The sequence below is a fragment of the Nocardioides thalensis genome, assembly GCF_013410655.1.
Taxonomy (GTDB): Bacteria; Actinomycetota; Actinomycetes; order Propionibacteriales; family Nocardioidaceae; genus Nocardioides; species Nocardioides thalensis.
In genome coordinates this window covers 4,247,986-4,268,112 of sequence record NZ_JACCFP010000001.1, presented here as the reverse complement: position 1 = coordinate 4,268,112, position 20,127 = coordinate 4,247,986, and the positions used below count along the sequence as shown (strand labels likewise).

Annotated in this window: 22 protein-coding genes; 16 read left to right on the top strand and 6 right to left on the bottom strand. The window is 73.3% G+C overall.

All coding sequences use genetic code 11. From position 1 onward, the window contains the following. Nucleotides 1-13: 13 nt before the first annotated feature. Both HNR19_RS20740 and HNR19_RS20735 read right to left on the bottom strand, forming a co-directional pair. Nucleotides 14-739: a VOC family protein gene (locus tag HNR19_RS20740; RefSeq protein WP_179669725.1), complete on the bottom strand. Its 726-nt coding sequence runs from the start codon at nucleotides 737-739 to the stop codon at nucleotides 14-16. A 3-nt stretch (nucleotides 740-742) separates the two neighbouring features. Then, complete coding sequence (locus tag HNR19_RS20735; RefSeq protein ID WP_179669724.1) at nucleotides 743-1,306, bottom strand: hypothetical protein; 564 nt, start codon at nucleotides 1,304-1,306, stop codon at nucleotides 743-745. Nucleotides 1,307-1,433: 127 nt separating this feature from the next. On the opposite strand from HNR19_RS20735, the gene HNR19_RS20730 reads away from it, so the two are divergent. Genes HNR19_RS20730 through HNR19_RS20715 form a run of 4 tightly spaced genes read left to right on the top strand, consistent with a single transcriptional unit; the run spans nucleotide 1,434 to nucleotide 6,771 of the window. Next, the gene (locus HNR19_RS20730) at nucleotides 1,434-2,441 is read left to right on the top strand and encodes a CARDB domain-containing protein (RefSeq protein WP_179669723.1); all 1,008 of its coding nucleotides are present in this window, start codon (nucleotides 1,434-1,436) and stop codon (nucleotides 2,439-2,441) included. A 57-nt stretch (nucleotides 2,442-2,498) separates the two neighbouring features. Continuing rightward, nucleotides 2,499-4,034 (top strand): carboxyl transferase domain-containing protein, encoded by a 1,536-nt coding sequence (locus HNR19_RS20725; protein ID WP_179669722.1) that lies wholly within the window; start codon nucleotides 2,499-2,501, stop codon nucleotides 4,032-4,034. Between the two features lie 5 nt (nucleotides 4,035-4,039). Further along, a complete protein-coding gene (locus HNR19_RS20720) occupies nucleotides 4,040-5,842 on the top strand; it encodes an ATP-binding protein (protein WP_179669721.1) in 1,803 nt (600 codons plus the stop codon). Beyond that, a complete protein-coding gene (locus HNR19_RS20715) occupies nucleotides 5,839-6,771 on the top strand; it encodes a hydroxymethylglutaryl-CoA lyase (protein ID WP_425490699.1) in 933 nt (310 codons plus the stop codon). The genes HNR19_RS20720 and HNR19_RS20715 overlap by 4 nt, the downstream gene beginning before the upstream one ends. 70 nt (nucleotides 6,772-6,841) lie before the next feature. On the opposite strand, the gene HNR19_RS20710 is transcribed toward HNR19_RS20715, so the two are convergent. After that, nucleotides 6,842-8,221 (bottom strand): hypothetical protein, encoded by a 1,380-nt coding sequence (locus HNR19_RS20710; RefSeq protein ID WP_179669720.1) that lies wholly within the window; start codon nucleotides 8,219-8,221, stop codon nucleotides 6,842-6,844. Between the two features lie 65 nt (nucleotides 8,222-8,286). Between HNR19_RS20710 and HNR19_RS20705 the strand changes: the two genes are divergently transcribed. Beyond that, nucleotides 8,287-9,429: a hypothetical protein gene (locus HNR19_RS20705; RefSeq protein ID WP_179669719.1), complete on the top strand. Its 1,143-nt coding sequence runs from the start codon at nucleotides 8,287-8,289 to the stop codon at nucleotides 9,427-9,429. Further along, nucleotides 9,426-10,640 carry a hypothetical protein gene (locus HNR19_RS20700; RefSeq protein WP_179669718.1) on the top strand — a complete coding sequence of 405 codons (1,215 nt, stop codon included), beginning with the start codon at nucleotides 9,426-9,428 and terminating at the stop codon, nucleotides 10,638-10,640. The genes HNR19_RS20705 and HNR19_RS20700 overlap by 4 nt, the downstream gene beginning before the upstream one ends. Here HNR19_RS20700 and HNR19_RS20695 read toward each other — a convergent pair. Further along, nucleotides 10,601-11,296, bottom strand: coding sequence for an EcsC family protein (locus HNR19_RS20695; protein ID WP_179669717.1), 696 nt, complete (start codon nucleotides 11,294-11,296; stop codon nucleotides 10,601-10,603). The two genes, HNR19_RS20700 and HNR19_RS20695, sit on opposite strands and share 40 nt — an antisense overlap. A 111-nt stretch (nucleotides 11,297-11,407) precedes the next feature. On the opposite strand from HNR19_RS20695, the gene aat reads away from it, so the two are divergent. The 4 genes from aat (at nucleotide 11,408) to HNR19_RS20675 (ending at nucleotide 13,762) form a co-directional block, all read left to right on the top strand. After that, nucleotides 11,408-12,118, top strand: a complete 711-nt coding sequence (gene aat, locus HNR19_RS20690; RefSeq protein WP_179669716.1) for a leucyl/phenylalanyl-tRNA--protein transferase — start codon at nucleotides 11,408-11,410, stop codon at nucleotides 12,116-12,118. 144 nt (nucleotides 12,119-12,262) lie between these two features. Then, entirely contained in the window at nucleotides 12,263-12,712 is a 450-nt protein-coding gene (locus HNR19_RS20685) for a hypothetical protein (RefSeq protein ID WP_179669715.1), read from the top strand. A 100-nt stretch (nucleotides 12,713-12,812) separates the two neighbouring features. Then, entirely contained in the window at nucleotides 12,813-13,256 is a 444-nt protein-coding gene (locus tag HNR19_RS20680; protein WP_179669714.1) for a hypothetical protein, read from the top strand. Then, on the top strand, nucleotides 13,256-13,762 hold the full coding sequence (locus tag HNR19_RS20675; RefSeq protein WP_179669713.1) for a hypothetical protein: 507 nt from the start codon (nucleotides 13,256-13,258) through the stop codon (nucleotides 13,760-13,762). Before HNR19_RS20680 ends, HNR19_RS20675 begins: the two co-directional genes overlap by 1 nt. Before the next feature lie 6 nt (nucleotides 13,763-13,768). Here the strand turns inward: HNR19_RS20675 and HNR19_RS20670 are convergent, their stop codons facing one another. Beyond that, nucleotides 13,769-14,101, bottom strand: a complete 333-nt coding sequence (locus tag HNR19_RS20670; protein WP_179669712.1) for a rhodanese-like domain-containing protein — start codon at nucleotides 14,099-14,101, stop codon at nucleotides 13,769-13,771. A 35-nt stretch (nucleotides 14,102-14,136) separates the two neighbouring features. Here HNR19_RS20670 and HNR19_RS20665 point away from each other — a divergent pair, with 35 nt between their 5' ends. Both HNR19_RS20665 and HNR19_RS20660 read left to right on the top strand, forming a co-directional pair. After that, nucleotides 14,137-14,757 (top strand): GyrI-like domain-containing protein, encoded by a 621-nt coding sequence (locus HNR19_RS20665; RefSeq protein WP_179669711.1) that lies wholly within the window; start codon nucleotides 14,137-14,139, stop codon nucleotides 14,755-14,757. A gap of 32 nt (nucleotides 14,758-14,789) precedes the next feature. Beyond that, nucleotides 14,790-15,134 (top strand): TraR/DksA C4-type zinc finger protein, encoded by a 345-nt coding sequence (locus tag HNR19_RS20660; protein WP_179669710.1) that lies wholly within the window; start codon nucleotides 14,790-14,792, stop codon nucleotides 15,132-15,134. Nucleotides 15,135-15,301: 167 nt separating this feature from the next. Here HNR19_RS20660 and HNR19_RS20655 read toward each other — a convergent pair whose 3' ends face one another. Further along, a complete protein-coding gene (locus tag HNR19_RS20655; RefSeq protein WP_179669709.1) occupies nucleotides 15,302-16,180 on the bottom strand; it encodes an Fpg/Nei family DNA glycosylase in 879 nt (292 codons plus the stop codon). A 97-nt stretch (nucleotides 16,181-16,277) separates the two neighbouring features. Here HNR19_RS20655 and HNR19_RS20650 point away from each other — a divergent pair, with 97 nt between their 5' ends. From HNR19_RS20650 to HNR19_RS20635, 4 genes are all read left to right on the top strand, one after another. Continuing rightward, on the top strand, nucleotides 16,278-16,541 hold the full coding sequence (locus HNR19_RS20650; protein WP_179669708.1) for a hypothetical protein: 264 nt from the start codon (nucleotides 16,278-16,280) through the stop codon (nucleotides 16,539-16,541). A gap of 83 nt (nucleotides 16,542-16,624) precedes the next feature. Next, the gene (locus tag HNR19_RS20645; RefSeq protein ID WP_179669707.1) at nucleotides 16,625-17,821 is read left to right on the top strand and encodes an AAA family ATPase; all 1,197 of its coding nucleotides are present in this window, start codon (nucleotides 16,625-16,627) and stop codon (nucleotides 17,819-17,821) included. A gap of 91 nt (nucleotides 17,822-17,912) precedes the next feature. Then, a complete protein-coding gene (locus tag HNR19_RS20640; RefSeq protein ID WP_179669706.1) occupies nucleotides 17,913-19,463 on the top strand; it encodes a hypothetical protein in 1,551 nt (516 codons plus the stop codon). Between the two features lie 34 nt (nucleotides 19,464-19,497). Then, on the top strand, nucleotides 19,498-20,022 hold the full coding sequence (locus HNR19_RS20635; RefSeq protein ID WP_425490698.1) for an NUDIX domain-containing protein: 525 nt from the start codon (nucleotides 19,498-19,500) through the stop codon (nucleotides 20,020-20,022). Nucleotides 20,023-20,127 lie beyond the last annotated feature (105 nt).

Below are 20,127 nucleotides of genomic sequence, written 5' to 3'. Positions count from 1 at the left end.
GGTTAGTACTCGTTCACCTCGCGACGTCCTCGAACCGCGGGTCGACGTCGTCGTTGCCGCCGATCCGGCGCGGCTCGAACGCGCAGAACTCGTTGCCCTCGGGGTCGGCGAGCACCGTCCAGCGGATCTCGTCGTCGGGCTCGCGCAGCCGGGTGGCGCCGCGACCGACGATGTCGGGGATGTCGCCGGACTCGACGTCGATGTGGATCCGGTTCTTCACCGTCTTCGGCTCGGGCACGGGCACGAAGACGAGGTAGGAGAACGGGGCGCCCGCGACCTCCTCGACCCAGGAGTAGCCGGCGTCCTGGTTGTGGCCGACCTGACCGTGCAGCACGTCGCCCCACCACTCGGCCTGGGCGCGGGGGTTCGCGCTGTCGACGACGATCTCCAGCAGCCGCTGGGTCGGCTCGTGGTCGCGCTCGAAGACGCAGAGCTCCCCGCCCTCGGGGTCGCGCAGCACCTTCCAGTCGAACGAGTCGGTGTCGAGCGGCGTCGCGCCGAGGTCGAGGACCTCCTGCACCCCGTGCGCGTTGATGTCGAGGTGGACCCGCTGCTTGACGGTCAACGGCTCGGGAACCCGGTTGATCCAGACGGTGTGCTGCGGCGTGGGCCCGACGAGCTTCACGTCACCGTCGTCGAGCTGCTCGAGATCGAGACGCAGCGCGGCGGCCCAGAACGCGCCGAGGCGTTGCGGGTCGACGGCGTCGATGCAGAGGTCCTTGTAGACGGCAAGAGGCATTCCTCAACCCTTCTCGGTGTCGGCGGCCCTTCGCAAGGTCTCTGCCTCCGACTTCACCGACTTGGTCAGGGACGGGTCCATCAGGGGCTCGGTCCCGGGCTGCTGGAGGCCGGTCTCGGCGGTGTCAGGGTTGTAGCCCTCGCCGGCACCGGTCGTGCCGACCGGCGTCTCGACGTCGGGGTCCTCGCCCACCTCGGCGAGCGGGTCGTCGGCGGGCGCGGTGTCGGCGCCCCCGTGCGCGGACGTGCGCGACGCCGCGCTCGGCTCGGTGGCGACGGGGTCCGGGATCGGGCGCGGGCCGACCTCGGTGCCGGCCGGGGTCGCGGTGGTCGTGGCCGCTCGGCTGGTGCGCTCCGACGTGCCGGCTGCCCCGTCCGCGGCGGTCGCTCCACCCGCTCCAGCCCCGCCGTCCGGCCCGGGGCGGCGGACGCCGCTGATCACCGCGCCGGCGGTGCCGCGGGCGAGGCCGGCGGCGAAGGCGGCGGACTCCACCGGGTGCTTGACCGCGTGCGCCGTACGGCCGATCGCCGTGCCTGCGAGGCGGGTGAGGGTGCCGACAGTCGACATGGAGGGGCTCCTTTCGTCGGGGTTCGCCGGTCCGGTACCCGAATTCATCCTTCGGGATGAGCACCGATCGCGATCTCGCGCGTCCAATTCGGCAAGTCGTCTCGGGCTACCCACGAGAAGGAGAGTCATGTCACGCACTCACCGTCCACGGCGCCGCCGTACCCTCGCCACGCTGCTGACGCTCGGGCTGGTCGCAGCCGCGCCGCTGGCCGCGCCCGAGGCCGCGCAGGCGCGCGCCCGTGCCGACCTCACGGTCACCAGCACCACCGCGCCCGCCAGTGCCACGATCAGCAAGGCGTTCGGCGTCGAGACCAAGGTCCGCAACGCGGGCCTGGGCAAGTCGAAGGCGACCACGGTCCGCTACTACCTGTCGAAGGATGCGAAGAAGGACCGCGGCGACCGCGCCCTCGGCGGCAGCGCGCGGCTGAAGGCCCTGATCGGCGGCACCTCGTGGGACGTCACCGCACGGGTCACCGTCCCCAAGGGGACCGCGCCCGGCACCTATTACGTGCTCGCGTGCATCGAGGCCGACGCCGGGCCCGCGCGCAACGACTGCAAGGCGCCCAAGCGCAAGACCAGGGTGCTCCCGCTCGCGGGTGACGGCTCGATCTCCGGCGAGATCACACTGCGCGACGTCGGCGAGGTCCCCGACGACGGCGGGATCCTCGCGTGGGACCGGACGTCGACGGTGGGCATCCGGATGGACGTCGAGGGCGACTCCTACGACGCGGAATTCTCCGACGCCGGCAGCCGCTACACCTACACCGGCGAGCAGCACCTCGCCGCCGGCGGCAGCTGCCCGGAGTTCGACGACACGACCGAGTCCGGCGAGGGCGGGTTCGTCTGGACCGGTGACCCCTACACCGACGACATCCACGGCGCCTTCACGCACACCTCGCGCGGGTCGGTGCGGATCGGGCTGTTCATCTACTACGACTACACGTGGACGTTCGGCGACTGCGAGTCCTCGCACACCCAGAGCGGCGAGCGGCTCAACGTGGTGAGCATCGAGTTCGAGGAGGTCTCCCGGACCGCCTCGAGCATCACCTACAAGGCCGACAACTGGGAGGCCGAGATGGGGATGGACTCCAACTGGGACACGATCGAGGGGACGATCACCTTCCAGCTCGACTGAGGGTGGTGCCGCTCCGCGGCGTTGACCCCGAGGTTAGCGATCGTTAACCTCGGGGTCATGTCCACCCTCCGGGAGCTCTCGGCCGAGCTGCGGGAGCACCTCGCACGGGTCCGCCAGGGCGGGAGCGACGCCGCCCGCAAGAAGCACACCGACCGCGGCAAGCTGCTCGCCCGCGACCGGGTCGACCGGCTGCTCGACCCCGGCAGCCCGTTCCTCGAGGTCGCGCCGCTCGCCGGCTTCGGGATGTACGGCGCCGCGCCCGACGACACCTACGCCGTCCCGTCGGCAGGGGTGGTCGCCGGCATCGGGCGGGTGTCGGGGCGCGACTGCATGGTCGTCGCCAACGACGCCACCGTGAAGGGCGGCACCTACTACCCGGTCACGGTCAAGAAGCACCTGCGCGCGCAGACGATCGCAGCCGAGAACCGGCTGCCCTGCCTCTACCTCGTCGACTCCGGCGGAGCGTTCCTGCCGATGCAGGACGAGGTGTTCCCCGACAAGGAGCACTTCGGCCGGATCTTCTTCAACCAGGCGAACATGTCGGCCCGCGGCATCCCGCAGCTGTCCGCGGTGATGGGCTCGTGCACCGCCGGCGGCGCCTACGTGCCGGCGATGTCCGACGAGACCGTGATCGTCAAGGAGCAGGGCACGATCTTCCTCGGCGGCCCGCCGCTGGTGAAGGCGGCCACCGGCGAGGTCGTGACGGCCGAGGAGCTCGGCGGCGGCGACGTGCACGCGCGCAAGTCGGGCGTGGTCGACCACCTCGCCGACGACGACGCCCACGCGCTCCAGATCCTGCGCGGGATCGTCGACCACCTGCCCGCCCAGGCGTCGCACGCCGACGTGGTCGCGACGGAGGAGCCGCACGAGCCGCCGGAGTCGATCTACGACGTCGTGCCCGCGAGCACGCGGACGCCGTACGACGTGCGTGAGGTGATCCGTCGCCTCGTCGACGGGTCGCGGCTCCAGGAGTTCAAGCAGCTCTACGGCGAGACCCTGGTGTGCGGCTTCGCGCGCATCCACGGCCACCGGGTCGGCATCGTCGCCAACAACGGCATCCTGTTCTCCGAGTCGGCGCTCAAGGGCGCGCACTTCGTCGAGCTGTGCAACCAGCGCGGCATCCCGCTGCTGTTCCTGCAGAACATCACCGGCTTCATGGTCGGCAAGGACTACGAGAACCGCGGCATCGCGCGCGACGGCGCCAAGCTCGTCACCGCGGTGGCCTGCTCCGTGGTGCCCAAGCTCACCGTCGTCATCGGCGGGTCCTTCGGCGCGGGCAACTACGGCATGTGCGGACGTGCCTACGACCCGCGGTTCCTGTGGATGTGGCCCAACGCGCGGATCTCGGTGATGGGCGGCGACCAGGCGGCCAACGTGCTCGCCACGGTCGCTGGCCGCGAGGACGATGAGGAGTTCAAGGCGCCGATCCGGGAGCAGTACGAGACCCAGGGCTCGCCCTACTACGCGACCGCGCGGCTCTGGGACGACGGCGTGATCGACCCCGCCGACACCCGCCGCGTGCTCGGCATGGCGCTCGCCGTCACCGCGCACGCGCCGGTGCCGGAGCCCTCCTACGGAATCTTCCGGATGTGATGGCCATGACGAACCAGGCTGGTCGAGTAGCCCGAGCCTCTGGGCGAGGGCGTATCGAGACCCTCTACATCGCCAACCGGGGCGAGATCGCCGCCCGCATCGCCCGCACCTGCGACGACCTGGGCGTCCGCGCGGTCCAGGGCGAGGGCGAGTTCCTCTCGGTCGAGGCCCAGGTCGCGGCTGCGGTCGCCGCCGGCGCCGACGCGGTCCACCCGGGCTACGGCTTCCTCTCGGAGAACGCCGGGTTCGCCCGCGCGGTCGTCGACGCGGGGATCGCCTGGGTCGGCCCGACGCCCGAGGTCATCGACGTGATGGGCCGCAAGGACCGCGCGCGCGACGTTGCGGTCGCGGCCGGCGTACCGGTGGTGCCGTCGTACGACGCCGCGGCCGACCCGGCGTCGTTCGACTACCCGGTGCTGGTGAAGGCCGCGGCTGGAGGCGGCGGCAAGGGCATGCGCGTGGTGCGCTCGGCGGCCGACTACGCGGAGGCCGCGGCGGCCGCCCGCCGCGAGGCGGCGTCGGCGTTCGGCGACGACACCCTGCTGGTCGAGAAGTACGTCGAGCGCGGCCGCCACATCGAGGTGCAGCTCGTCGGCGACACCCACGGCACCGTGCTGCACCTGCTCACCCGTGAATGCTCCGTGCAGCGACGGCACCAGAAGGTCATCGAGGAGGCGCCGGCGCCCGGCCTCGACCCGCACCTGCGGCACCGCATCCACGCGGCGGCCGTCGCGCTCGGCAGGCAGGTCGGCTACACCAACGCCGGCACGGTGGAGTTCCTCCTCGACGCCGACACCGGGGAGTTCTACTTCCTCGAGATGAACACCCGGCTCCAGGTGGAGCACCCGGTCACCGAGGAGGTCACCGGGGTCGACCTGGTGGAGCTGCAGCTGCGGGTCGCCGAGGGCGCGCCGCTGCCGCTGGCGCAGGAGGAGGTCGCGCCGCACTCCCACGCGATGGAGGCGCGCGTCTACGCCGAGGACCCCTATGCCGGGTTCCTCCCGCAGGCCGGTCGCGCGACGGTGGTGCAGTGGTCGGACCGCGCCCGCGTCGACCACGCGCTCCGGTCCGGGCAGGTGGTGAGCACGTCGTACGACCCGATGCTGGGGAAGGTGGTCGTCCGGGGTGGCGATCGGGAGACCGCGCGACGTCGGCTGGTCGCCGCGCTCGACGACATCGCGATCCTCGGGCTGACCACCAACACCGGCTTCCTGCGGGCCCTCGCCGCCAGTGCCGAGTTCGCCGAGCCGGGCGGCATCGACACCGCGTGGCTCGACCGCACGGAGCTGCCCGCGCCCGACCCGACCGAGGCGCGCGAGGTCGCCGCGCGGCTCTGGCTCGAGGCCAACACCGCAGCCGACGGGCCGATGGCGGCCGACGGGTTCCGGCTGGGCGGGCCCGCCGCTCCGGTGGCGGTCGAGTTCGACGACGGAGTCGTGCAGGTCAGCGTGACCCCTGGGTCACTCCCACCCGCACGACCCGCGGCGATCGTCACCCCCCACGGGGTGGAGCTCGCCTGGCGCGGCCAGCGCTTCGTCTTCGAGCGGCCCGACGCCGCCGCGGACCACGGGGCCGCGGTCGGCGACGGCACCGTCGTCGCGCCGATGCCCGGCACCGTGCTCGACGTCCGGGTCACCGAGGGCGCGCCCGTCGCCGCCGGTGACGTGCTGGGCGTGGTCGAGGCGATGAAGATGGAGCTCGCCCTCAAGGCGCCCTACGACGGCGTCGTCTCGGCCGTCACTGCCACGACCGGCCAGCAGGTCGCCCTCGGCGCCCCGCTGTTCGTGGTCGAGGAGGTGCCGTCGTGAGCCTGCCGATGACCCGGCCCGAGCCGGGGCTGCCCGCGAAGGTCACGATCTACGAGGTCGGGGCGCGCGACGGGCTGCAGAACGAGCAGACCGCGGTGCCGACCGACGTGAAGGCGGAGTTCGTACGGCGCCTGCTGGCCGCGGGCCTGCCGATCGTCGAGGCGACGAGCTTCGTGCACCCGTCATGGGTCCCGCAGCTGGCCGACGCGGCCGACCTGATGGCGGGGCTCGTCGACGACCTCGGCGACACCGCTCGCGACCTGCCGGTGCTGGTGCCCAACGACCGCGGGCTCGACCGGGCGTTCGCGCTCGGACTGCGGCACGTTGCCGTGTTCGCCTCGGCCACCGAGACGTTCGCCAACAAGAACCTCAACCGCGGGCTGGAGAGCCAGTTCGAGATGTTCGAGCCGGTCGTCGCGCGCGCCCTCGACAGCGGGGTGGACGTCCGCGGCTACGTGTCGATGTGCTTCGGCGACCCGTGGGAGGGCGCGGTCGAGCCCGAGCAGGTCGTCGCCGTCGGCAAGCGGCTGCTCGACCTCGGCTGCCACCAGCTCAGCCTCGGCGACACCATCGGCGTCGGCACCGCCGGCCACGTCAAGGACCTGGTCGCAGCTTTCGGCGCCGCGGGGGTGGGCCCCGAGCGGCTCGCGCTGCACTTCCACGACACCTACGGCCAGGCGCTCGCCAACGTGCATGCCGGACTGCAGGCCGGCGTCACGACGTACGACGCCTCCGCCGGCGGCCTGGGCGGCTGCCCCTACGCCAAGAGCGCGACCGGCAACCTCGCCACCGAGGACCTCGTCTGGTTCCTGACCGGCCTCGGCATCGAGCACGGCGTCGATCTCAGCGCCGTCGCCGCCACCAGCGTCTGGATGGCCGAGCGACTCGGCCGCCCCTCGCCGTCTGCGGTGGTGCGCGCGCTGGCGTAACTCAGTGTTACGAACGCCCCCTCGGCGCTATGACCGGTCACAGCACCCAGCAAGCGTTCGTAACACTGAGTTACCCCTCGCTCGCGTCCGCGGCCTCCGCGCCGGAGACCCCGCGCCGCTCGGCCCGCCGCTCGGCCCGCCTCGCCGCCTGCCGGGCGGCCCGCCGCCGCGCCTTCCGTCGCCGGGCCCGGCGACGGCGCCGGGCGGCGAGGCGCTCGAGCCTGATCGCCGAGCGGGTGAGCGTGGCGAGGTCCTCGACCGCGAGGGCGACCGGGTCGTCGGCGGCCTGCCATCCCCGGGGGAACGCGAGCTGCGCCGCCAGGTGGGAGAGGTAGCGCGCGCGACCCTGCCGCGGCAGCGCCTCGCGGACCAGCCGCCGGTTGAGCCGGCGCAGCGTGCGGAAGCCCTGGCGGGCCGCGCGGATGAGCTCCCGCTCGGCGGCCGGCTCCTGCACGGCGTCGACCTGGTAGTCGGCCGGGTCGGCCTCGGTCGGCAGGTCCGCGACGTCGCCGTGCACCCGCACGCCGGAGCTCGCGAGCACGGAGCGGATGTGCTTGTTCCACCGCAGCGCGGCGCGGAACGTCGCCGGGTCGAGCTGCGCCCGCCGCTCCTCGGCGCGCAGCGGGCCGAGCCCGTCGCGAGCCAGGTCGACCTTGACGGTGCGCTGCTGCGACGGCTGGCGCAGCCGGAGCGCGGCGTTGAGGCGACGGACGAGCTCGGCCGACGGCAGCCCGAGCGACTCGTTGACGTGCTCGGGCGGCGCGGTCAGCGCGGCGGGGTCGACCTCGAGGATCTCGGAGAACAGCTCCCACAGGCGGTCGCGCGGCGCGGACGAGCCCGGCACGACCAGCACGTGCACCCGGTCGGCCGGCAGCACGGAGGTCCAGACCCGGATCATCCGGGGGATGTCGATCGCCTCACCGAAGCGGCGGGCCGACGGTACGCCGGCGCGGGCCAGGCCGGAGCCCACCCGTCCGCCGGCGCGCATGCTGGCGCGCACCACCTTGGTGTAGCGCGGCCACGTCGTCACGCCGCCGCTGGTGATCGAGGTCTGCCACAGCGACGGGATGATCGCCGCGGTGTCGCGGACGGTGATGACGACGTGCACCTCGAGCCCCTGCAGGCTGGAGACGGCCCGGCGCGCGGCCTCCTCACCGGCGAAGCTGAGGAACTCCATCGACAGCAGCGACGCCCGCGCGTCGGTGCCGCGGATCTGGTGCACCAGCCGGTCCCAGGCGCCGCTGCTCAGCTGCTCGACGTTGGGGTCGTGCTGGGCGAGCGAGAGCAGGTCCTGCACGGCGCTCACCTGCTGGCGCCAGCGCTCGCCGGCGAAGTCGACCCCCTGCTCGGCGAGGGCGTCGCGGTTGGCGAGGACCTTGTTCTGGAGGTACGTCGTGCCGGTCTTCATCGCCCCGACGTGGAGGACGACCACCGGCTGCCGCGTGCTCACAGACTCCCTCAACCCTCGACTCGGATCTCAACGGACACTATCGGGTGCGGCAGACTGCCCTCATCATGAGTGGCGTACGACGGGCGTGGGGGTGGGTCGCGTCACTCCGCGACGGCGGCACGACCCCGTGGGCCGACTGGACCGCGGAGGGCGAGGAGCGCGGGCCGTGGCTGCCCGGCGCCCAGCAGCTTGAGCTCCTCCGCCGGGTCAACGAGGAGGCGGTACGCCGCGGCGTCCGCACCGACCCGGTGCTGGTCGACCGCCTGCTCGCCGCCAGCGCGCCCGGGCGGGGCCGGCCGGACCTGCTGCTGGCCGGCGCGGGGCCGGAGCCGCGGTTCGGTCCGCGGCCCGTCGACCCCGCCGCGCTGCCGCCCCGCGACCTGGTGCGGGTGGCCTCGGGCCTGATCGCCGAGGACCTGGTGGCTGCCGGCGAGCCCGAGCCGCAGCGCCGCCACTGGTGGCATCGGCGCCGGCCGTGGGCGCCCAGCTACCGCCTGGTCGGCCACCCCTGGCTCGTCGAGCCCGCGCTCGCCGACCTGGCGCGGCGCGGCCGGCCGCAGCGCGAGCAGCCGCGTCACGTCTACGTGCTCGCCGCCGACCTCGAGACGATGGTCGCCCAGGCCTGGACCGCGCGCGCGTTCGCGGAGGGCGGGGCCGGGTGGACCGAGTGGCTGCGCGGGCTCGCGCGCGCCGACCGGCTGCCGCCCCGCGCCGACATCCTTACCCCGGCCCGCACCTGGGGCGCGCGGATCGGGCCGGAGCGGGTCTCGATCGTCCTCGACCGCACCCTGCTGCCGCGCGCCCTCCAGGGCAGCCGCGGGCTCGCGGCACCCCCGGAGATCGGTGGCGCCGCCGCCGATCTCGCCCGGTGGGTCGGCCCCTCCCTCGCGCTGCTCGTCGGCCGCGACCAGCGCGAGGCGCTGCTCAGGGGCCGGCTCGCGCCCCGCCTCACCGGGCTCGGCGGGCCCGCGGTCGCCGTACCGACCGAGCTGCGGGGGTGGATCGACGACCGGGCCGAACGCCTGCGCACGCAGCTGACGCGCGGTGGATACGCTTTCCTCGGCGACCCCGACCTGCTGCTGGCGCCTGCGACCGACCGTGACGACGACCGCTGCGAGCCGTCCGAGGCGGAGGTGCTGGCGCTGGCGACCCAGGTCCTGATCGAGCCGGCCGGGCCGGTCGCCCGCAGCGCAAAGGAGCAGCAGTGAGGAAAAGGAAGGTCCTCCTGCACGTCGGGACCCCGAAGACCGGGACGTCCTACCTCCAGGACGTGCTGTTCCACAACCGGAAGCGGCTCCGCGAGGAGGGCATCCTCTACGCCGCGGACCGGTTCGACGCCCACTTCCTCGCCGCTCTCGACCTGATGCGGCTGCCCTGGGGCGGGCTTGAGCACGAGGCCGTCGGCCGCTGGGACGCGCTGGCCGCCCAGGTGCGGGAGCACCGCGGCACCGCGGTCATCAGCCACGAGATCCTCGCCACCGCCTCCCGCTCGCAGGCCGGCCGGGCGCTGGAGTCGCTCGGCGACGGCACCGAGGTGCACCTGATCCTCTCGGTTCGCGACCTGATCCGGCAGATCCCCGCCGAGTGGCAGGAGAACGTCAAGCACCGCGCGACGCTGTCCTACGAGCAGTTCCTCGAGCGGCTGCGCGACCCCGGCCGCGACAGCCGCATCGGATCGTGGTTCTGGGGCGTGCAGGAGATCCCCGACATCCTCGACCGCTGGGGCGCGCAGCTGCCGCCCGAGCAGGTGCACCTCGTGACGGTGCCGCCGCCGGGTGGGGCACCCGAGCTGCTCTGGAAGCGGTTCAGCCAGGCGTTCGGCCTCGACGAGATCGAGCTCGACCTGCACACCGAGCGGTCCAACCCGTCGCTCGGGTCGCCCGAGACCACGCTCGTACGGCGGATCAACCTCGCGGCCAACAAGGACGTCCCGCCGCACCACTACCGGCCGCTGGTCCGTGAGCTGCTCGCCCACCAGACCCTCTCCAAGCGCACCGGCTCGCCCCGCCTGTCGCTGCCGCCCGACCTGCTGCCCTGGGTGACCGGGCTCCAGGACGCGTGGATCGACGAGGTCCGTCAGCGGGGCTACGACGTGGTCGGCGACCTCGCCGACCTTCGCGGCGTCACCCCCGACCCGGAGAAGTGGGTCGACCCCGACCGGCCGCGGGAGCGGCTCGTCGCCGAGGCCGCCGTCGACGCGGTCAAGGCACTGCTGCTCGAATCCGCGCGCCAGCGCGAGGAGATCGACCGCCTGCACGGCGAGCTCGGCGAGACCCGGGCCGCGCTCGAGCGGTCCTACCTGCGGCCGACGTACCGCCTCCGCGAGAAGGTCGTACGGCGCCTGCAGGCCTCCCGGGCGGGCCGGGGCATGCTCCGCTTCTATCGAGCCGCGCGGGGCAGGAGCTCTCGGTCGGCGTAGCGGCCGACCTTCCAGGTGTCGTAGCCGTCGGCGACGGCGCCGACCGCGCCGCCGATGAGCGGCACCCGTCGGCCGATCGTCGTCGCGAGCCGCTTGCCGATCACGTCGCTGATGAGGTCGGTGGCGACCGCGGTGGTGATGGCGTCGTCGTTGGACGGGTCGTGCTCCGGTGCCGTCGCGAGCGCCATCGGCGGGCCCGGGATCTGCATCTTCTTCACCATCTTCGTGACGGTCTCCTGGCCGAGCATCGTCACCAGGATCGCGTTGCGCACCCGCGGGTCGTCGACGTCGTAGCCGCGCAGGTGCGCGATGCCCGCGATCATCCGGCACTCGATCAGGGCAAGGCCGGTGATGTTGGCCGGCGCGACGAGCGCGGAGGTGACGAGGCCGCCGACGTTGGTGACGAAGCCCTCGACGCCGGCGTAGCGCACGTGGTTCTCGATCAGCTCGTGGACGGCCTTGTCGACGTCGCCCTTCTGCTCGCGCAGCTGGGCCTCGGCCGCGGCGGCCGCGCCGGGCAGCGGGCCGACCCCCTCGATCGCGCGGTGCAGCGCCTGCCGCACGAACGCTGAGGTGAGGCCGGGCGCCATCGAGGTGACGCGGGGAGCGAGCGAACGGGCCGCCCCGACCGCGAGGCCGCGCTTGAGGTTCACCATGTCCCGATCTTTGCAGACGGGGTCTCGTGACGGCCGTCGCCCGGTTGTCGAGGAGCTCGCCCGCGAGCGTCACGAGACACCTCGACCAACAGGGGCACTACGGTCGGTCTCGTGCCGATCGAGCCGCCGCCGACACCGTGGACGCTGCCGTCACGCGAGGAGCTCGCGGCGCTCGACCACGACGACGACCTGGTGGCGATCGGGGCCGACCTCGAGCCGGGCACCCTGCTCGCCGCCTATCGCGTCGGGCTGTTCCCGATGCCGCACGGCCGGCGCCGGATCGGCTGGTGGTGCCCGCGCTGGCGGGGCGTCCTGCGGCTGGAGGAGCTGAAGGTCTCCCGGTCGCTGCGGAGGTCGGCGCGCGACTTCGAGATCCGCGTCGACACCGCCTTCGACGCGGTCGTCGAGGCCTGCGCCGACCCGCGCCGCCCGGACGGCTGGATCGACGAGCGGATCAAGCACGCCTACGGGACGCTGCACCGGCTCGGCTGGGCGCACTCGGTCGAGGCGTGGCGCGACGGCCGGCTCGCCGGTGGCCTGTACGGCGTCGCGATCGGCGGGCTGTTCGCCGGGGAGTCGATGTTCCACCACGAGCGGGACGCCTCGAAGGTGGCGCTCACGGGCCTCGTCGAGCTGCTCCGCGAGGACGCGGGCGCCGTACGACGACTCGTCGACGTGCAGTGGCTGACGCCGCACCTCGGGACCCTCGGCGTCACGGAGGTCTCGCGGGCGGCGTACCTGGAGCTGCTGCCGGAGCTGCTGGACGCGCCCTTGCCGGCCGCGTTCCTCCGGCCCGGCGGCGCCGGACGCGCCCTGGTCTAGACGGCTCCTGCGATCCGATGCGAAACCGGTGCATAGTCAGGTGTGCTCCCGGGTAGGACCCGGGCCGTACTCAACGGCTCGGGCCGCAAAGAGCCCTGCCAGCCGCGTGCGCCGCACCGGCCCTTCGAAAGGAAACCTCGCACCATGACCCGCTTCAAGCGCCCTGCCGCAGCCGCCGGAGCCGCTGCCCTTCTCGCCTTCTCCCTCTCCGCCTGTGGTGGCGGCGGCGACGGCGCGGACGCCCCGGACAACGCGTCCAAGGACGAGTTCTGCGAGTCGTGGAACAACGCGTTCGAGAACCTCACCAACACCGAGGAGCCGACCGACGAGGACTTCGAGGCGTTCCAGGACGCCGTCGCCGACCTCGGCGACGTCGGCACGCCCGAGGGCATCTCCGAGGAGCAGCGCGAGGGCTTCGAGGTCTTCGTCGACGCGGTCGCCGACGCCAGCACCGAGGACCTCAATTCTGACCAGATCCCCGGTGTGTCCGAGGACGACAGCGCGAAGGCCGAGGCCTTCGTCGAGTACGCCGTGACCGAGTGCACCGAGGTCCCGGACGCCGACGAGCTCCTGGAGGATGCCCCCACCGAGTGACCTGACCGGTAGCCACCGGTCACCCGGCACCACGACGACGGCCGGTCCCGCACTGCGGGGCCGGCCGTCGCGCGTCCCGGGGCTGCGGGATGATCGGGGGATGCGTCTTCCTCGGACCCTCCTGCCCGGCGTCGGGACCGCTCTCGTGGTCGCCCTCGCGGTGTCCGCGTGCGGAGGCTCGGACGAGGAGCCGGACGACGCCGCGGGCTCGCCGGCGGCCGCCACGGTAGAGGCGTTCTGCCCGGTGTGGGAGGAGGCGCTGACCGAGCTCGCGACGCTCGGCACCACCGAGCCGTCCGAGGAGGCCTGGGACAAGGTGCGGTCCGGGCTCGAGGAGCTGTCGGCCATCGGCGCACCCGGCGACCTCTCCGACGACGCGACGGAGGGCCTGGCGATCTTCACCGACTCGCTGCTGGCGCTCGACCACCGCGACTTCGCGCGGCTCGACGGCGCCGCCAACCTGCCCGGCGTGACCGACGAGCAGGAGGCGCAGTCCCGCACGTTCACGGAGGAGGCCGCCCAGCTCTGCGGCAAATTGGGGTAGTGGTCTTCCCAGGGGTGCGCGGTCTCGCCGCAGTCGCCGCGGTCGCCACTGCGCTCTGCGTGGCGACTGCGTGCTCCGACCCGGGCGACCCGGAGGCCGACCCGACGTCCGCCGCCGGGAGCACGGCCACCGCATCGCCGTCCCCGTCGTCCCCGCCAGTCGTCCCCGACGGCCTGCCCCCTGCGGTCGCCGAGCTCTGCGCGACGTACGTCGAGATGGCCGCAGCCGTCGCGGGCATCGACCCGTCGGCGGACACCGACGAGGTCGTCGACGAGCTCGCGCCCGTGATGCGCGGCTGGGCCGAGGAGCTTGCCGGCGCGGAGCGACCGGCGGGCGTGCCTGCGGACGTGTGGGCGGGCGTCGAGCTCCTGGCCGAGCGGATCCTGTCGCTGCCGGAGCACCCGACCTACGAGGACCTCGAGGCGGTCGCGACCGACCTCTCGCCGCGCGACACCGAGCTCTTCACGACGGCGAGCACCTGGTTCCTGCGCACGTGCGAGGAGTGAGGTCCGTCAGTGGACGTACGGCGCCTCGGCCGACTCGCTGACCATCGGCCGGCCGGCGGCCTCCCAGTCGAGCATGCCGCCGTCGAGGTTGACCACGTCGTAGCCCTGCTGGGCGAGGTAGGCGACCGCCTGCGCCGAGCGCCCGCCGACCTTGCACACGACGAGCGTCTGCGTGTCGGGGACCTCGCCCCGGCGCTCGACCAGCTCGCTGAGCGGGATGTGCACGGCTCCCTCGATGTGCCCCGCCTCCCACTCGACGGGCTCGCGCACGTCGAGGACGGCGAGCCCCTCGGGCAGCGGGTCGGGCACTCCGGTGATGGCGACGGTCGGCACGTTCACGCCATCGAGTCTCACACAGGGCCGATGATGGCCCGATGAAGGTCGACCTGAAGAAGGAGCTCGACTCCTACCGCGCGCGCCGCGGCGAGCTGCGCGTCCTCGACGTGCCCGCGGCGTCGTACCTCATGGTCGACGGGCACGGCGACCCCAACACCGCGCCGGAGTATGCCGCCGCGCTCGCGGCGCTCTACCCGGTCGCCTACAAGCTCAAGTTCGCCAGCAAGCGGGAGCTGGAGCGGGACTACGTCGTGATGCCGCTCGAGGCGCTGTGGTGGGCCGACGACATGGCCGCGTTCACGTCGGCCCGCGACAAGTCGCGGTGGCACTGGACCGCGATGATCCTGGTGCCCGACTGGATCACGCGGGAGATGTACGACGCCGCGGTGGCCGAGGTGGGCCGGAAGGATCCGCCCGCCAGCCTGGGCCGGGTGCGTCTCGAGGTGCTGCACGAGGGCCTCTGTGTGCAGACGCTGCACGTGGGCTCCTACGACGACGAGGCGCCGGTGCTCGAGGAGATGCACGAGCGGTTCATCCCCGGCGCCGGGCTGCGGATGACCGGCCGGCACCACGAGATCTACCTCAGCGACCCGCGGCGGGTGGAGCCGGCGCGGCTGCGGACGATCCTCCGGCAGCCGGTGGCGCGGGTCGCCTCCTGACGCCTGTCGGCGACGGGTGCGAGCATCGCGAGGTGGATCCGCGCGAGCTGCTCGCGGCCGACCGGGACGAGACGCTCCGGCGGCTGGCGAGCCTGACCGACGACTACGCGTCGTTCGTCGCGGCCTCCCGCGACACCAACGCCGACGACGAGCACGACCCCGAGGGGGCGACGATCGCGTTCGAGCGGTCGCAGGTCGGCGCCCTCGTCGGCCAGGCGCGGCGCCACCTCGCCGAGATCGAGGCGGCCCTCGCTCGGGTGGAGGCCGGCACCTACGGCACCTGCGAGGTGTGCGGCCGCCCGATCGGAGAGGGACGGCTCGAGGCTCGTCCGGTGGCCCGGACCTGCATCGCGTGCGCGTCGCGGCCAGCGCCGTAGCTGCGGACCAAACGGTGCAGGCGGGGTCCCAACAGCACCAGGAGTCAACCTTGGCCCCGCCTGACTCAGGATTGGTACGCCGGCCGCGACCGATGCCGTGACGCGTGAGACGCCGCGCCACTCGAGATGCGGGTGTGACCCCATCAGCCCCGTTTGGTCTCCCCGTGCTACTTGAGCAGCTTGCTCATCCGCCGGTCGGCGAGCGGCTTGCCGCCGGTCTGGCAGGTGGCGCAGTACTGGAGGCTCGAGTCGGCGAACGACACCTCGCGCACGACGTCGCCGCATACCGGGCACTTCTCGCCGGTGCGGCCGTGCACGGCCATGTTGGTCTTCTTCTCCTTCTTCAGCTCGCTCGCGGCGAGGCCGGAGGAGCGCTCGACGGCGTCGCCGAGCGTCGACCGCACGGCGTCGTAGAGCGTGGTCAGCTCGTCGTCGGTCAGCGAGTTGGCCGGCTTGAACGGGCTCATCCGCGCGGCGTGCAGGATCTCGTCGGAGTAGGCGTTGCCGATGCCGGCGATCGTGCCCTGGTGGCGCAGCACGCCCTTGATCTGCTTGCGGCCCTCCTGCTCGAGGATCGCGGCGAGCACGTCGCGGGTGAAGTCGAGGGTCAGCGGGTCGGGACCGAGGGACGCGACGCCCGGCACGTCCATCGGGTCGCGCACAAGGTAGAGCGCGAGCGACTTCTTGGTGCCGGCCTCGGTGATGTCGAGCCCGGGCGAGACGCCGTCCTGCTCGTCGAGCACCACGCGCACGGCGAGCGTCGACTTCTGGCTCGGGCGGGGTGGGAGCGCGGGCAGCTCGTCCTTCCACCGCACCCACCCGGCGCGCGCGAGGTGGAGCACCAGGTGCAGGCCGCTCGCCTCGATGTCGAGGAACTTGCCGTGCCGGCTCACGCCGTCGACGAGCGCGCCCTCGATCGCGGCGAGCGGCGGGTCGTAGGTCTTCAGCGCGCTGAACTGGGGCACGTGGATCTTCGTGATCGCACGCCCGTCCAGGCGGCCGCGCAGGTCCTGCGCGAGCGCCTCCACCTCGGGCATTTCGGGCACGGCGCCAGGGTAGTCGGCCCTGCCGTCACGGGGACCGAAGGTCAGGCCCGGTGACACGACCGGTGACAGATCGCCGCCACAGGCGCATCATGTGCAGATGCCGGCCGCACGCCCGCTCCCGCGGACGGGCTCGATCTACCTCGACGCCCGCGGCGACGAGCGCGCGCTCCGCGTGAGCTGGCACCCGGAGGCCGCCGAGGGCGTCGTCGTCCTCTCGCTGTGGCAGGGCAACGTCTGCACCGGGACGTTCCGGCTCCCGGTCGACGACGTCCCCGACCTGGTCGACACCCTGGTCGACGTGCTGCGCGACCAGCACCGGCGGGGGATGAGCCCACGCCCGGCGCTGTCCGACGCGGGCTGAGCCCGCCGTACGGCTGCCGACCGACGATGCGACACGCTAGCCGGGTCTAAGGAATCGCCTAGATACCCGGATACGGTCCGATCGTGGACCCGATCCGGAACCCCTACGCGCCCGGCGCCGGCCAGCGGCCGCCCGAGCTGGCGGGCCGCGACGAGCAGCTCGCGGCGTTCGACGTGGTGCTCGAGCGCGTGCAGCGCGGCCGACCCGAGCGCAGCCTGGTGCTGACCGGCCTGCGCGGCGTCGGCAAGACGGTGCTGCTCAACGCGCTGCGCGGTGCCGCTGTGCGTAAGGGCTGGGGGACCGGCAAGCTCGAGGCGCGCCCCGACCAGTCGCTGCGGCGCCCGCTCGCCAGCGCGCTGCACCAGGCGGTGCGCGAGCTGGGGCACCCGGAGCAGTCGGAGACCGACCACGTGCTGGGCGTGATCCGCTCGTTCGTGCAGCGCGACGCCGGCGCGGACGCCAAGCTGCGGGACCGGTGGAGCCCCGGCATCGAGGCGCCCGCCGTGCGCGGGCGCGCCGACTCCGGCGACGTCGAGATCGACCTCGTCGAGCTGCTCTCCGACGTCGGCGGCCTCGCGGCCGACACCGGCAAGGGCGTCGCGGTCTTCATCGACGAGATGCAGGACCTCGGCGCCGACGACGTCTCGGCGCTGTGCGCGGCCTGCCACGAGCTGAGCCAGAGCGGGCTCCCGGTCATCGTGGTCGGCGCCGGACTGCCCCACCTCCCGGCGGTGCTGTCGGCCAGCAAGTCCTACTCCGAGCGGCTCTTCTCCTACCAGCGCATCGACCGGCTCGAGCGCGCGCAGGCCGACCGGGCGCTCGTCGCCCCGGCGGCAGAGGAGGAGGCGTCGTACGACGAGGACGCGCTGGCCGCGATGTACGACGCGACCGGCGGCTACCCCTACTTCATCCAGGCCTACGGCAAGGCGGTGTGGGACCTCGCCCCCCGCTCTCCGATCACCGCCGCCGACGTGGCCGTGGCCGCGCCCGAGGCCGAGCGCGAACTGGCGGTCGGGTTCTTCGGCTCGCGGTTCGAGCGGGCGACGCCGGGGGAGCGCGACTACCTGCGGGCGATGGCCGACGCTGCTGCCGACCTGGGCGCCGACCCGGTGGGCGCGGTCGCGACCGCCGACGTCGCCGCCGTGCTGAGCAAGAAACCGCAGTCGCTCTCGCCCGCGCGCGACGCGCTCCTCAAGAAGGGGCTGATCTACTCCGGCGAGCGCGGGCGGATCGCGTTCACCGTGCCCCACTTCGGGCGCTACTTGCGCACGCAGGCCTGACACCCGGTCAAACCGGACACGTCCGCCTGACGAACGGACACGTCGGGCGACCCCGCGCGGTCACCCGCCCGCCCGTCGGTAGGTGGTGCCCATGACCGGAAGGCATCCCTACACCCCAGAAGGCTTCGACGCGATGACGTGGGAGCTCGCCTGCGCCGCCATCGACCGGGCGATCAAGGACGCGGTCCGCGCGGCCACCTCCGATCCGTGCTTCCACGGCAGTCCGGAGCAGGGCTACTGGTTCGCGCTCGACCATGCCCGCGACGTACCTCACCAGCCGGATCTCGTGCCCGAGGACCTCCGGCCCGCGATGGTCCACTACCGGCTCCCGCCGGTGACCCGCGCCCGCGCCTCGACCACGCCGGCCGTGGTCGAGGACTACCGCGGCGACCCGGTGCACACCTTCGACCCGTGGGGAGCCCCGTCGGGCGCCGGCTTTCACCCACAGGGGTTCTACGCGCGCTGGGCGGACGCGATCGAGGAGGCGTTCACCGACTGGGACCGGCTTCCCGACGAGCGGGACTTCTGGGCCGCAGCACGCGAACAGCGCGACGCGGTCCGTGCGCTGGCGGAGGTCACCGAGCACGCCGGGCTGCTGTTCGACCTCCAGTGGAGCCTCGGCGTCCCCGGCTCCTCGGTCCACCCCGACTCCGCCGGCCCACCGCCGCCGATGACGGGGCGGGCCGTCGAGGCCCTGACCACCCGCTACGTCATCCCGCTCGAGGGCACGCTGGTCCAGCAGGCCTGGCTCGCGGAGCTGGTCGCCGCCGAGCTGGACGGGCTCGGCGACATGTGGCAGTGCGCGCGGCGCGGTGTGATGGACCTCGGCGCGCTCGCCACGCAGGTGCTCCGTGGCCAGGGCACGGTGGAGGACCGGCTGGACGCGATCTCGATGTGGAGCACGATCCTCTCCTTCGTCGGGCTGGTGCCGAGCCTCGGGCCGGCGGCCGGACTCGCGAGCGTCGCGCTCCTGGGGGTCCAGGGAGCGCTAGAGGACATGGCTGAGAAGCGGTTTCCCCTCGAGAAGGAGATCTCGGTGGCGCTCTCCGAGGCCTCCTCCAGCACCATCGTCCACAAGATCCACGCGGCCCTCCAGGAGGTGCGCAACTACATCACCCTCGAGGAGGGCACGGCCCAGGGCACGATCGACATCGCGCTCGGCTGGTCCTACCAGGAGCCGCTCATCGACCCGCCGGACTCCTACCGGACCACGTTCAACCTGCCCGGGCCCGAGGTGGTCGCCGCCTCCGACCCCGCGGAGTTCGTGGGTCCCGACGAGGTCGCCGTCGACTTCCCGCGGCTCCGCCGCGCGGGTGGGCACCTGAGCGCCATCGGCGATCGCGTCGGCGACGCCGCGGCCTCCTGGACGGCCCTGCCGCCCGACAACGCGATCTGGCTGCGCCCGGACCGGGTCGGCGGCGTCGGCAGGGACGGACCGTTCGACGCATGGAAGGCCCTGCGCGACCGCGTCGGCTGGCTCCTGAGCGACACGTCGGGCGAGCTGATCGACGCCGGGGACCACGTCGCGCTGGCGGCGAACGCACTCGAGTCCGCCGACGACGAAGCGCGTGCAGAGCTCCGCCAGCACGCCGAGGCGGTCGCCGACGTCCGGTCGCCCGACCCGGCCGAGCCGCCGCCGTGAGGGAGTCTTGGCGGGCCCGGCCACCATGGGGCGCGTGGAAGCCCTCGAGAGCAAGCAGGTCTACGCCAACCCGTGGTTCTCGGTCCGCGAGGACCTGATCCGCCGGCCGGACGGTTCGACCGGGCCGTACAGCGTGGTCGAGGGGCCCGACGTGGCGGTGATCGTGCCGATGGACGGCGACCGGTTCCACCTCGTCGAGCAGTACCGGCACCCGGTCGGCGCCCGCCGCTGGGAGTTCCCCGCCGGCACCCTCGACGAGGGCGAGGACGTCGCCGCGTTGGCCGAGCGGGAGCTCCGCGAGGAGACCGGGCTGGTGGCCGCGAGTCTCACCCACCTCGGCACGTTCGACTCCTCGCCGGGGACGCTGACGCAGCGCTGCTCGGCCTACCTCGCGACCGGCCTCACCGAGGGCGAGCACGCGCGTGAGCCCGAGGAGCAGGACATGGAGGCGGCGTGGTTCACCCGCGCCGAGGTCGAGCGGATGATCCTCGACGGCACCCTGTGCGACGCGAAGTCGCTCGCGGCCTACACGCTGCTCCTGCTCCGCGACGCCGGATAACCGTTGGCGCCGGCTCCCGGCGCCCTCGTAGACTCGACGCATCATGCTCATCCACGGCTGACGACGACTCGCGCCCGCGGCGCTCCCGCCCGGCGAGTCACCCTC